Source organism: Vibrio sp. MA40-2 (assembly GCF_047302445.1).
Taxonomy (GTDB): domain Bacteria; phylum Pseudomonadota; class Gammaproteobacteria; order Enterobacterales; family Vibrionaceae; genus Vibrio.
Map to the genome: position 1 here is coordinate 2,264,999 of NZ_CP178628.1, position 12,854 is coordinate 2,277,852.

The following is a 12,854-nucleotide window of genomic DNA, read 5'->3' on the forward strand; positions in this document are numbered from 1 at the left end:
ACTCTGCCCGTATTACTAAGTGGAATACTAAAGAAATTAAGTGAATGAACGCAGTCAACACAAAAACTTCAAGGATAACGGTTATCTCTATACGGTTGATGGTTGTGTTACTTGTTACTTTGTGCGTAATATCGTCGTGTTGAAGCGATCGAGACGTTATTTATACAATAATCAGCAAAAATTTTACATTTAGCTCTTTATATAGGGTTGCATGTTCTATACTCATCAAAAGGTTACTAGATTCAGGTAATGAAGAATATATGCCATTGATTAATGATACAAAATTACTTCGGTTAATTCGCTATGCCCCAGTGGTATTTATTGTGTTGTTTATCATGTGTATTAATGTGGTTATTATTCAAGACAACCGAGTGAAAGCAAAAAAAAGCATACAATCTTTGCGTTATGAGGTGATAGAAAGACAAAAAAATATTATTCGCCAGCATGTTGAATTAGTCGCTAATGAAATTAATTATCAAAGTACTAAAACAAGAGAAATATTAAGGCGACAGGCAAAACAAAGAGTTAATGAAGCGTACGCTATTGCCAATAATCTTTATTTAAATAATCAAGACAAATCTAAAGATGAAATTATTAAACTTATATCGGATGCACTAAGACCGATCCGTTTTTTTGAAGGAAGAGGCTACTATTTTATCTTTCAAATGGATGGTGTGAGTGTTATGCACGGGTTAAAACCCGAGATTGAAGGTAAATCTGCGTGGAATGCTAAAGACACTCGTGGGACTTATATTCTTCAGCAGCACATCCAACTTATAAAGCAAGACAGTGAAGCATTTTATCGTTGGTGGTATCGAAAACCTGATGAGCCGAAAACTGAAGAGTTTGAAAAAATAGGTTTTGGCAAACTATTTGAACCTTACAATTGGATGATTGGTACTGGTGAATATGTTGTCGACGTAGAGCATGATGTGCAAGCTGAGATTATTGATTGGGTAACCGATTATGGCTATGAAGATAAAGGTTTTATTTTCCTATTAGATGGTGATGGTACTGTTCTATCTCACCGCGAGCCAAACTTTGTTGGTACCAACATTGCCGACTCTAAGCTTATTACACAATTAAACAGAAAAAACATGATGCTTAAAGCTGCACAAGGCGGTGGTTTTGTAAGCTATAAAATTCCTGCTATTTATCCCGATGCAAACCAAGGTACCGAAAATAAACAACGTGAGAAAATCAGTTTTGTACAAGGTATAGACGGTTGGGATTGGGTGATAGGAACGGGATTTTATCTTGACGATTTTGAAGAATATTTAGCGGAAAAACAAGCTTTGTTGCGTGAGCAAAATCAACAAGAATTTATAAAGATGCTAACGTTGAGTTCTATCCTTACCGCTTTAACGGTTGCTTTATCATTGGTGCTAAACAATATGATTGCCAATCGTTTTAACAATTTCCAATTACGCATAAATGCCGACTTTCGTGAATTAGAAAATACTAAAAATAAAATGCAACATATGGCGACACACGATGCTTTGACAGGACTGCCTAACCGATTGTTGTTAATTGACGAAATCTCTCAAGGTATAGAGTATGCGCAAAAGAATGGCTTTGAATTAGCTGTTGTTTTTGTTGATTTGGATGACTTTAAGAAAGTTAATGATTTATATGGTCATGCTTCTGGTGACAAATTGTTGGAGATAGTTAGTCGAAAGTTTGAAACTATTTTAGGGCCTAAAGATACTATTTCACGCTTTGGAGGCGATGAATTTATTTTCTGCTTTCCTCAGTTGAGTGGTATGGAACAAGCTCGGGATAAATTGAATAGTATTAGTCGTGTCTTTGATGATCCATTCGTTATAAACGGAAAAGTCTTGGTTACAAATTGTAGTATAGGCGTAAGTATGTTTCCTTCCGACAGCGATAATGCCGAGAGCCTTATACGTAAAGCAGATATTGTTTTGTATAAATCGAAGGCGATTCAAAAAGGCAAAGTCATGTTTTACGACGATAGCATTAATGAGCAAATTCAATATGAATATAGGTTAGAAGAAGAGTTGCGTGATGCTGTTGCTAAAGAAGAAATTTTCGTTTTATATCAACCACAAATAGAAGTTGAATCTGGTCAATTAGTTGGTGTAGAGGCATTAGCTCGCTGGAGTAGTGGAAGATTTGGTGTTATTTCTCCGGTGAAATTTATAGAAGTATCTGAACGTATTGGTGTCATCAATCAAATAGGTCAGTTTGTATTCAGGCGTGCTTGTGAAGATATTTTATCCATTTCACCTAATGGTCAAAATGCGATTGATTTGTCGATAAATATTTCGCCAAAACAGCTTATGGAACCGGGTTTTTCTGTGAGTTTAGTCGAGATTGTTAATGATGTTGGTATTGCTATTGAACGGCTTACGTTAGAAATAACAGAAAATATTTTGATCAATGATGTGAATAAAGTATCACCAATTTTACACGCATTACGCGACTTAGGTTTTGGTATTTCATTGGATGATTTTGGTACAGGGTACTCTTCACTTAGTTATCTTAATAACTTGCCTATTTCTGAGATAAAAATAGATCGGTGTTTTATTGATAAGGTTATTCAAAGTCCGCAAAGTGTTAGCTTGATTAAAGCGATTATAGCTATTGGACGTTCATGTGAAATGAAAGTTGTTGCTGAAGGGGTAGAATCAGAAGAACAATATAATAAACTTGTGGACCTAGGCTGCTCCTTGGTTCAAGGATATTATTTTGATAAGCCACTATCGATTGAAGAATTGATATTAAGGGAAGAAGGCAAAGTAAGTGCTTAGATATACATTAAACTAAGCACTTAATAGAGTTGTTTTTCTAGCTTCTAGCTTTTTGCTTATTACCATTGGTTCGTTTAGAACGTTGGTTATCCGTTCTAATATCCGGTTGACCTTTGGTGTGTTTAGTTGCAAATCGTTTGGCACCATGACGGCCAGAGCCTCGTCTCTGAGCTGGTGTTTTACTCGCGACATCTTCTGCTGGAACCAAACAGGTTTCTTTATCACCAATAAGATGCTTTTTGCCCATTTCAGTTAACGCTTGTCTCAGTAAAGGCCAATTTTCAGGATCGTGGTAGCGCAATAATGCTTTATGTAAGCGACGCTGTTTTTCACCTTTTGCCACTGGCACGTCTTCGCGCTTCTTATATTTAACGCGTTTCAATGGGTTTGTTTCAGAGTAATACATCGCCGTTGCATTACACATAGGAGAAGGGTAGAAGTTTTGTACTTGGTCGCACTCGAAATCATTCGATTTTAACCACAGCGCTAGGTTGAGCATATCTTCATCTTCTGTACCAGGATGAGCCGATATAAAGTAAGGAATGAGATACTGTTTCTTGCCTGCTTCAGCGCTGTACTTGAAGAACATCTCTTTAAACTGATCATATGTGCCCATACCGGGTTTCATCATTTTATCTAATGGCCCCTTTTCGGTATGTTCTGGTGCAATTTTCAGATAACCACCAACATGATGTGTGACTAATTCTCGCACATACTCTGGCGACTGAATCGCTAAATCATAACGAACACCTGAGGCGATCATTACTTTTTTAATGCCGTCTACTTTGCGAGCCGAACGATATAAATCAATCAATTCTTGGTGATTAGTATCTAACTTGCTGCATATTTTCGGGAATACACAAGAAGGGTGTCGGCAATTTCTCTCGGCCTTTGGATCGGAACAGCCTAGTCGGTACATGTTAGCGGTTGGACCGCCAAGATCAGAAATCGTACCGGTAAAACCAGGGACTTTATCACGTATTTCTTCTAGTTCCGTTAGGATCGATTCTTTAGAACGGTTTTGGATAATTCGACCTTCATGTTCAGTGATCGAACAAAATGAGCAACCACCAAAACAGCCTCGCATGATATTTACCGAGGTTTTTATCATGTCATAAGCAGGGATTTTAGCCTTTCCGTACATAGGATGTGGAACCCGAGCATAAGGTAAGGCAAAAACATAATCCATTTCCTCTGTGGTAAGAGGGATTGGCGGTTGGTTAACCCAAAGTTCACGATCACCATGTTTTTGAATGAGCGCGCGTCCCGAATAAGGGTTAGTTTCCAAGTGCATAATGCGACTAGCATGAGCATATAGAATGCGATCATTTTTTAATTTTTCAAAAGGCGGTAACCTTACTGCGGTTGTTTTTGCATCATGTCGAGAAGGGCGAACGGTAATCGGTTGGCTTTTTACTTCAAGTTGCTCTTCTTTTATATCGTCACATTTTGTTTCGACTTCATAAGGGTTGATTGGTACGAACGCTCGACCTGGTTTTTCGATGCGTGAAGAGTCGACAATTTTGTATTGTTCTGGAGCAGCAGGTAAGTTTATGGCTGTACCACGTATAGCGGTCATCTCTTGTAATGTTTCACCATTAGCTAATCGGTGAGCCACTTCCACTAATGCGCGTTCTGCATTACCAAATAGTAGGATATCGGCTTTGGCATCGAATAATACGGAACGACGAACTTTGTCTGACCAATAATCATAATGCGCAATACGGCGTAAACTTGCTTCAATACCACCTAATACAATAGGTGTTTCTTTATATGCTTCGCGGCATCGCTGTGAATAAACAAGCGTGGCTCTATCCGGACGTTTGCCGCCTTCATTGTTAGGGGTATAAGCATCATCATGGCGTAATTTACGATCAGCGGTGTATCGATTGATCATCGAATCCATGTTACCAGCAGTAATGCCAAAGAATAAATTGGGCTGGCCTAATGCCATAAACGCGTCTTTATTGTGCCACTCTGGTTGGGCAATAATGCCAACTCGAAAACCTTGTGCTTCTAATAAACGTCCAATAATGGCCATGCCAAAACTAGGGTGATCGACATAGGCATCACCAGTAACAATAATAATGTCACAGCTATCCCATCCGAGTGCATCCATCTCTTTTCTACTAGTAGGTAAAAATTGTGATGTGCCGTAACATTCTGCCCAATAAGGCTTTTGTTTGTGGATAGGAGTAATATCTTTACTGAGTTGTACGCTGTGCATTTTTTGACCTCTGATTTGGCTGGCGGGCATTATATCAGAACGATTGTTCTAGGCTAGGAGTTTTGTTGCTTGCTTATGTGTTATCATCCGCGGCTGAATTAATTTGAACAATATGATGAAATATATTATGACCGAATCTTTGCTTGCTTTGTTGGCTCCAATGCTTCTAGGCGCACAACTTGTTTTAACTTTAGTATTGGTTAAAGGTGAAATTTGTCCAGGACAGCGCGGTAGAGTACATAAATTACTACCTGCAATAGGCGTACTTTGGTTATCTATTGTTACAATTAAAATGAGCGCTTTTATTGTCGCTTGTGCCATTTTTTATTTTTTCTCTAAGGTTCAAATAAGTAAAACACGCAATCAGGGTCCTTTATGGGTTTTGTATTTAGCCGATTTATTAGCATTTTTATTTGTAGCAATGCAGGCGTCTGTATTGCCAACGGTCTTTGCATCTATTGAGTGGGTGCTACACATTAGTTTATTAGGGGCTATTTTGGCTCAACTACTGTTACTAATCGCCCGTTCACGTTTGCAAGCATTTCACAGAGTTTTGCCGGTGATCGGTATTGTCAGTAGTATGAGTTTAGCCCTAGTCGTTGCTTTACACGTTATTGGTTTAGAGCAGGCAAGTATGGACAGCTTGTATCAGACGATATTAATTGGGTTAGCCTGTTTACTTGTCGGTAGTGTCGTGTGGTGTTGGCACTTGGTTACTCGACATACAGTCAACAAAGTTCAGCTTTCGATTAGCTTAACGTTGTTACTATTGGCAGGGGTGCAGTTATATCCACTAATCTCTTGGTCACAGCCACTATCATGAGTGTTACTTTTGTCAGTATTATTTTTCTAAGTAGTAAGTAGTAAGTAGTAAGTAGTAAGTGGCATGTAACGTTGGTTAGAACTTAGAACCTAGAACTTAGATTAGGTGGCAATAATGCGACGCTAGTTTGCTAGGGCATCTTTATCCCTTCTAAATTACTTTTACATTGAAGCCTTGCGGTATTGAAGAAGGCTTGTAAATAACTCCTGTCGTGTTCAGAGTGACGAGTCGCAGCGAATAGTCGTCGCCATAAACCATTGCCTAATGGTTTACTAGTGATCAAACCTTGCCTAGAAAATTCATGAATCGCCCAATTAGGAATAACAGCCACACCGAGTCCAGCAGAGACCATTTGAATCAACATTAATGTGTTGTCCGCTTTCTTCCATTTGATTGGCTCGACGCCAGCGGGTTGCATGAAGTGTTTATAGGCGTCTAAACGACTTTTATGAACAGGGTAGGTGATCATTGTTTGATCAAGAAAATCCTCGGGTTGGATTTGTTGTTTATCGGCTAGAGGGTGATGAGTTGATGTAACCAAACACATTTCAAAGTCGAATAATGCTTCGTAATGGACTTCTGACCGAGGCACGATATCTGATGTAATAACCAGATCAAGTTCTCCAGAGACTAGAGCAGGTATAGGTTCAAAGTCAAAACCTGAAATGAAATCTAGGCCAACACTAGGCCAGCTGAGTTGATATTCGCGTAATGCAGGCATTAGCCACTGAAAACAAGAATGGCAATCGATAGCCATATGTAATCGACCATCTACATCTTGTTTTAAATTGGATAACTTACTTTCGGCTACGGCAATTTTGTGCAGTATCTCATCGGCTAATTGAAGAAATATTTGTCCTTCAGCGGTGAATTTTACCGGGCGAGTTTTTCTTAGAAACAGCTGCCCACCGATCCGTGATTCTAAATCCTTAATCTGGTGCGATAGAGCCGATTGGGTTAAGTGCAATGAGGTTGCTGTTGCGGTAAGTGACCCGGTATCTCGTAATGACGCAAGTGTTCGTAGGTGTTTTAATTCAATCATTAGTATTTTTCATCAGCTATGCTCTTACATTAATGTGTCTCATAAATTAACTGATTATACACTGATTGTAAACGTCTAGACGTCTATACTTTCAGGTTTAATAAAAAATATTAAATATTATTCGTAGCGCATAAAAAAGCCTTACTAACGATAGTAAGGCTTTCATTGCTAAGATTTTTATTTCCAATCGTTCAGAGTGAAGGTTAATGTGTGTTGATCGTTAGACAGTGTCATAGTGTCATTAGTAAGTTCTATGTCACTCCAATCACTTAAAGATTGGGATACTGCCTTTTCGGTGCCCATAACATCGTTAATGCACATTTTCATGGTCATCCCCATCTGCATGATACGGAATTTGTTATCGTCTAATTCTCCCTGGCCAAAGAAATTGTTGCACCCTGCGTTGCCATTAGCCGTCATTTTTTCACCAATTTCTAAACGCGGAGGCTGCATATTACTTGGAGTAACAATCGATTCACCGTCAATTTCGACTAGTTGCCAATTATGGTGTTGCAGATCTTGCTCTGAAATAATGTGGTTTGCAGTACTCCCTTGGGTGCTATTCTGACAAGCGGCTAGTAGTAAAGGTAAGCTAATCATAGCAATAACTTTTTTCATGTGTTGCTCCGGAGTGAGAAAGTCTAATTTTTCTAAAAGTATAGACCGTAATAGGATGGTGATGTCAGATAAAGGTAATTGTTTTGCTGACTATGTAAATTGTTATCAAGGCATTATGGAACTAATATAATGTTAATGATTGCAAAAAGTCGTCTATTTTATGGAACAGTTAGAATTTTTTAGCGTACCAAATCCATGTGTGGGAGTGTGCTCAGTAGATGAAAAAGGGTACTGCAATGGTTGTATGCGTAAACGAGAAGAACGTTTTAATTGGTTAGATTTAACGCCAGCGCAGCAACTTCATGTGATTAAATTATGCAGACAACGTTATAGAAGAAAAGCAATGAAAGGTAAGAAAATTTTGCAAGCAGAAGACGATCAAGTATCCGTTCAACATGATCTTTTTACCGAGAACTAATCATTTGGCTAGTTACTAACTAATCAGGACAGGCACGTTATTTTATTAGGACAGGCACGTTATTTTAACTAACAATGAGCATAGGACACATGACAAAACATAAGCAAACTGACCTTTTTACCAACGAGTCTCAATCGATCGCTTCTCCTTGCGTTCGTCACTGCTGTTTGGATGACGATGATGTTTGCCTTGGTTGTAATAGAACGTTGTCAGAAATACTCGGTTGGTCTGCATCAACTAATCAAAAAAAAGCTGAGATTTTAGCATGGGCTCAAGTTAGGAAAAATGGGCGAAAATATTCGTTTTGACATCGTCATTATGTTGTCGATTTCATCCACTGCTCTAACGTTATTTTGTATAAACAATGCTTGGCGAGTGGGTGATCTTCGCTAAGTTGAGGATGACTAAAATTTTTGTTGGTATTAATCATGCCTATTTTTTGCATAACTCTCCTTGAGGGCTGGTTGGTCACAGTTGTAAATGCGTACACCGCGGGCTGTTGTAATTGTTCAAAAGCAAATTTAAGTGCTTTTGTTGCGGCTTCTGGTGCATAGCCATGTCCCCAATGATTTGCTGATAGTCTCCAACCTATTTCGATAAAAGGGCTTTCTGGGATAGCCTGATCTTGATAGTGTAATCCGACAAAACCAATAAACTCAGATGAAGATTTCAGTTCTAATGCCCAAAATCCCCATCCATTTTTATCTATAAGTCGACGGATTTTGTCTGCTAATTGGTTACTTTCTATTTCTGACAATATTGAAGGGAAGTACTTCATTACTTTAGAGTCGGAGGTCATTTTGGCGAATTCTTGATAATCAGACGGTTTCCATGCACGTAAGATTAAACGATTTGTTTTCAATTCAATGGCCACAATCACTCCTATAATATTCTAATTTTTATATAAATTTGGGGGTTACATTATTTAAAATCGTTTAATGTAATCTGATAAGTTTTCAGTTTTCGCCATAATGATGTACGGCTAATATTTAGCTCTAGGCACATTTTACTCGGTTTACCTGAACAACGAATAGCAGAACAGGTAATAGCATCTCGTTCTGTTTCAGCTAAGGTTTTCTTCGCTGCTATTTCTGGTGTATGGCCTAATGTTTGTCTAACAGAGTCGGGAAGATCTCGTTCTAATATTTTTCTTCCGTTACCATAACTAAACGCTCGTTCTAGCACATTTCTCAACTCACGATTATTTCCTGGCCAGTGGTACTGAGATAATACCTTCATTGCATCGTTAGCAAGAGAAATGTTTTTGTTACTATTACCGCGCAAAAACTTTAATGTCCTATTCGCTAGCACAGCAATATCATCAATACGTTGTCGTAGTGGAGGAATATAAATGTCGAATGATTGTAATTCATACATTAACTGGCGACCAAAGCGTTTTTCGTCTACGTACTGCGTGATATCTATATCTGAAGTTGCGATAACTCGGACATCGACTGGAAGAATTGTGTGATTAAGTCGATTAATGAGTCCAGTTTTTAACAGATGTAATAAGGCGGCTTGAATCTCTGCTGTTAAGCATTCAACATGCTCCAAAAATAGCGTTCCTCCACTGGCTAATTCAAATTTAGAAGGAAATGGATTCGCACTATTTGCATCAGAGCCGAGAAATTCAGTGTTCATTGATACTTGAGGAATAGCTTGGCAATTAATAGAAATAAATGCCTTGTTACTGCGATCACTGGCATTGTGAATTGCCTGAGCTAGGTCTGTTTTGCCTAACCCCTCTTCACCATGTAAAAAAACTGAACCACGGCCCTTTGCTGCATGTTGTGCAAGACGTATTACACGGTGCATGTCCTCCGATTGGTATTCTATATCTTCAAAAGTCAATCTTGCTTGATTCCCCACTTGATGATGAACAATCTGGCGAATATGTTCAATCGGATGCATGAGTACCATAGAAGTGTGTATCTCGCCATGTTCGTCTTTGACCAGACGTAACGAAATCCATAATGAAATAAGGCGTTGATTGATTTCTATGCTTGTTTCAAACATTGCTAGATCTTGTTTAGCAGCGATTGCATGTTTAATTTGTGGAGGTAGATTAATCACCGAATCAATTTCACAACCTAATACTTTGCTGCTTGTTAGACCTAATAGATTGCTTCCTTTACTATTTAAATAGTGAATTGTACCTTTTGAATCCCATGCTAGGACGCCTTCTTCTACACCTTCTAGTAATACATGAACTTCACTAAGATGCTGATTAGATTCACTTAAACAATAATCTGCATACAAATTAGTTCCAATTTCTTTAGAAGCTGAATAGATGAGGCCTAGAATAAAGTCACTTGCCGAATGAATCGGTAAGATCATTGCAATGGAGCCAAGAATATTGCCTTCATTGTTAAATAAAGGTGCTGCATAACATGCGAGTGAGTGAAGTGCTTGTTTAAAATGTTGGTAACCGACAGTTTGGGCAACTTTTGCTTGATGGATTGCAGTAGAAATAGCGGTATTGCCTAAAATATCTTCTCGCCAGTACACGCCATCAGTGAGTCCTAATTCAGTCAATTGTGTTTTCATGTACTTATCGCTGTACAACGATAAAGTGCAACCTGTTTCGTCGGTTAATAGTAAAGCACAATTTTTATTTTCTAAGAATTCATGGATATCTTCGATAACCGGAATGGCCATATCAATTAAACGTGCTTTCTTTTTTTTAATAGAGGAAAGGGTAACGCCTTTGGCATAACTCAGTTGCGGCCAGTGATCGTAGCGTTGTCTGTGCTGGCACCGCAACCAATGTTCACGTAATTCTTGGTCAAATTCAGCTATTTCAAAGTCAGATTGACCTTGTGCAACTATCTTGTTCCAATATTTTTTAACATGATGATCTCTTGTTAAGACGCTGTTACTTTCAAGTTGCATAAATTCGGTTTCCAGATAATGTCGACTTAGTTACGATAAAAACTTAACAATCTTTTCGATTCTTTTGCATCATGTTTATCTTGTTTGTGAGTAACTCAGCGTATTACTAATTATCTTATATTTGGCTTAGTTAAATTTTGAACTTGGTCATGATAATGCTGTTTGAGTGCTATTTAAGTTTCAATTTGAAACTTAATGAGTGAATAAGTCGTTTCATATTGAATCACAAATTAAATTTTCTTATCCAAGTTTCTATTAGGTAAAGTAGAACCAGAAAAATGATCGCACTATCAAAAATATAAGCGAATAAAAATTCAATAACCTTTTACGCCCTACAAGGATAAAACCATGAAAAAAATGATTAACGAGATTGATGATGTCATTATTGAAACGTTGCAAGGGATTGCTAAAGCGCATCCGGAATTAGATGTCAACATGGAGCCTATGTATATTGTGAATAAACAAGACAAGCCCAAAGTTGCTTTAGTTTCTGGTGGGGGCAGTGGCCACGAGCCCATGCATGGTGGTTTTGTCGGATTAGGGATGTTAGATGGTGCATGCCCTGGGCAAATGTTTACGTCTCCTACACCCGATCAGATGTATGAATGTGGTCAGAAAGTAGATTCAGGGGAAGGCGTTTTATTTCTAGTGAAAAACTATACTGGCGATGTACTCAATTTCGAAACGGCGGTTGAATTATTGCATGACGATGGCATAAAAGTGCAAGCGGCACTTATTGATGACGATGTTGCGGTTAAAGACAGTTTATACACTGCAGGTCGCCGTGGGGTTGCCGTAACCGTCCTTGCTGAGAAGATTCTTGGCGCAGCTGCTGAAAAAGGATATAGCTTAGAAAAATGTAATGAATTGGCCATTCGTATTGCAAATCGTGGACGTTCATTTGGTGTCGCACTCGATGCTTGTACTGTACCAGCAGCAGGAAAACCGAGTTTTGTATTAGCAGATGATGAAATTGAATTTGGTGTTGGTATTCACGGAGAACCGGGCATTAAACGCACTAAATTTACTAGTGGTGATGCAATTACAGCCGATATGATGGCTGAAATTCTTGATAATACGCCATATCAACGAATTGTACGTTCTTGGGATATTGACTCGGCAAGTTGGATTGAAGAAAACCGTACGACAGAAGCGTTGAACAAAGGCGATAAAGTGATTGTACTAGTCAACAGCTTAGGCAGTACTCCTCAATCTGAATTGTATTGCGTATATCGGAAAGTCGCGGAAATGCTGGAGCAACAAGGCATCACTATTGCGAGAAATCTTGTGGGAACTTATTGTAGTTCTATTGATATGCAAGGCTTATCTATTTCTGTTCTTAAAGTTGATGATGAAATGTTGTCTCTTTGGGATGCTCCAGTTAACACACCAGCGTTGCGCTGGGGAATATAAATTATAGGAGTTGATAATGGTTGTCACAAAGGAACACATTGTTGCTTGGTTGGAAGATTTAGCCGAAGTTTTTCAACAGAACCAAGATTTTCTTACCCAATTGGATCGTGAGATTGGTGATGCAGATCATGGGCTTAATATGAATCGTGGTTTTCGTAAAGTGATAGAACGTTTGCCTACTGTAGCGGACAAGGATATAGGCACCATTCTGAAAACAACAGGCATGACGTTGTTGTCAAGTATTGGTGGGGCTAGTGGGCCTTTATACGGTACGTTTTTTATTCGTGCCGCTTCCAGTGTAATGGCTAAAGAAGAGCTCACACTAAAAGATGTGACCGTAATGTTTACTGATGCTTGTGAGGGTGTTCAAAAACGTGGTAAGGCCGTTATCGGTGATAAGACGATGATTGATGCTATGGTTCCAATGGTGGAATCACTACAGCAGTCTCAATCAACATCTTTGCAGCAGGCTTTAGAACACGCTTTACAAGCAGCGGAAAAAGGCATGAAGGACACCATACCTTTGGTTGCAAAAAAAGGGCGAGCGAGTTATCTCGGAGAACGTTCGGCCGGACATCAAGATCCAGGTGCAACGTCTACTTATTTGATAGTCAACTCATTGGTTAAAGCAGCGTTTTAATCTTTTC

The 12,854-nt window shown here is 38.8% G+C and carries 10 protein-coding genes and 1 pseudogene; 6 read left to right on the top strand and 5 right to left on the bottom strand.

Annotated elements, in window-relative coordinates:
* Positions 1–260: 260 nt before the first annotated feature.
* The gene (locus ACLKML_RS17945) at positions 261–2,774 is read left to right on the top strand and encodes a cache domain-containing protein (protein ID WP_413284348.1); all 2,514 of its coding nucleotides are present in this window, start codon (positions 261–263) and stop codon (positions 2,772–2,774) included.
* Positions 2,775–2,823: 49 nt separating this feature from the next.
* On the opposite strand, the pseudogene ACLKML_RS17950 reads toward ACLKML_RS17945, so the two are convergent.
* Positions 2,824–5,001: pseudogene (locus tag ACLKML_RS17950) on the bottom strand (YgiQ family radical SAM protein); the annotation flags it as partial.
* Between the two features lie 127 nt (positions 5,002–5,128).
* On the opposite strand from ACLKML_RS17950, the gene ACLKML_RS17955 reads away from it, so the two are divergent.
* Positions 5,129–5,824, top strand: coding sequence for a hypothetical protein (locus ACLKML_RS17955; protein WP_413285924.1), 696 nt, complete (start codon positions 5,129–5,131; stop codon positions 5,822–5,824).
* A gap of 130 nt (positions 5,825–5,954) precedes the next feature.
* Here ACLKML_RS17955 and ACLKML_RS17960 read toward each other — a convergent pair whose 3' ends face one another.
* Together ACLKML_RS17960 and ACLKML_RS17965 are read right to left on the bottom strand one after the other, a co-directional pair.
* Positions 5,955–6,866 (bottom strand): LysR substrate-binding domain-containing protein, encoded by a 912-nt coding sequence (locus tag ACLKML_RS17960; protein ID WP_317717403.1) that lies wholly within the window; start codon positions 6,864–6,866, stop codon positions 5,955–5,957.
* Between the two features lie 177 nt (positions 6,867–7,043).
* Positions 7,044–7,484 carry an META domain-containing protein gene (locus ACLKML_RS17965; RefSeq protein WP_413284349.1) on the bottom strand — a complete coding sequence of 147 codons (441 nt, stop codon included), beginning with the start codon at positions 7,482–7,484 and terminating at the stop codon, positions 7,044–7,046.
* Positions 7,485–7,644: 160 nt separating this feature from the next.
* Here ACLKML_RS17965 and ACLKML_RS17970 point away from each other — a divergent pair, with 160 nt between their 5' ends.
* The gene (locus tag ACLKML_RS17970) at positions 7,645–7,902 is read left to right on the top strand and encodes a DUF1289 domain-containing protein (protein WP_413284350.1); all 258 of its coding nucleotides are present in this window, start codon (positions 7,645–7,647) and stop codon (positions 7,900–7,902) included.
* 89 nt (positions 7,903–7,991) lie between these two features.
* On the top strand, positions 7,992–8,210 hold the full coding sequence (locus ACLKML_RS17975) for a DUF1289 domain-containing protein (RefSeq protein WP_413284351.1): 219 nt from the start codon (positions 7,992–7,994) through the stop codon (positions 8,208–8,210).
* An 8-nt stretch (positions 8,211–8,218) separates the two neighbouring features.
* Here the strand turns inward: ACLKML_RS17975 and ACLKML_RS17980 are convergent, their stop codons facing one another.
* Positions 8,219–8,776: a GNAT family N-acetyltransferase gene (locus ACLKML_RS17980; RefSeq protein ID WP_413284352.1), complete on the bottom strand. Its 558-nt coding sequence runs from the start codon at positions 8,774–8,776 to the stop codon at positions 8,219–8,221.
* A gap of 47 nt (positions 8,777–8,823) precedes the next feature.
* Positions 8,824–10,794, bottom strand: a complete 1,971-nt coding sequence (gene dhaR / locus ACLKML_RS17985) for a dihydroxyacetone kinase operon transcriptional regulator DhaR (RefSeq protein ID WP_413284353.1) — start codon at positions 10,792–10,794, stop codon at positions 8,824–8,826.
* Positions 10,795–11,142: 348 nt separating this feature from the next.
* Here dhaR and dhaK point away from each other — a divergent pair, with 348 nt between their 5' ends.
* Positions 11,143–12,207 carry a dihydroxyacetone kinase subunit DhaK gene (dhaK, locus tag ACLKML_RS17990; protein ID WP_317717408.1) on the top strand — a complete coding sequence of 355 codons (1,065 nt, stop codon included), beginning with the start codon at positions 11,143–11,145 and terminating at the stop codon, positions 12,205–12,207.
* Between the two features lie 16 nt (positions 12,208–12,223).
* Positions 12,224–12,847 carry a dihydroxyacetone kinase subunit DhaL gene (gene dhaL / locus ACLKML_RS17995; RefSeq protein ID WP_413284354.1) on the top strand — a complete coding sequence of 208 codons (624 nt, stop codon included), beginning with the start codon at positions 12,224–12,226 and terminating at the stop codon, positions 12,845–12,847.
* The last annotated feature ends 7 nt before the right edge of the window (positions 12,848–12,854 follow it).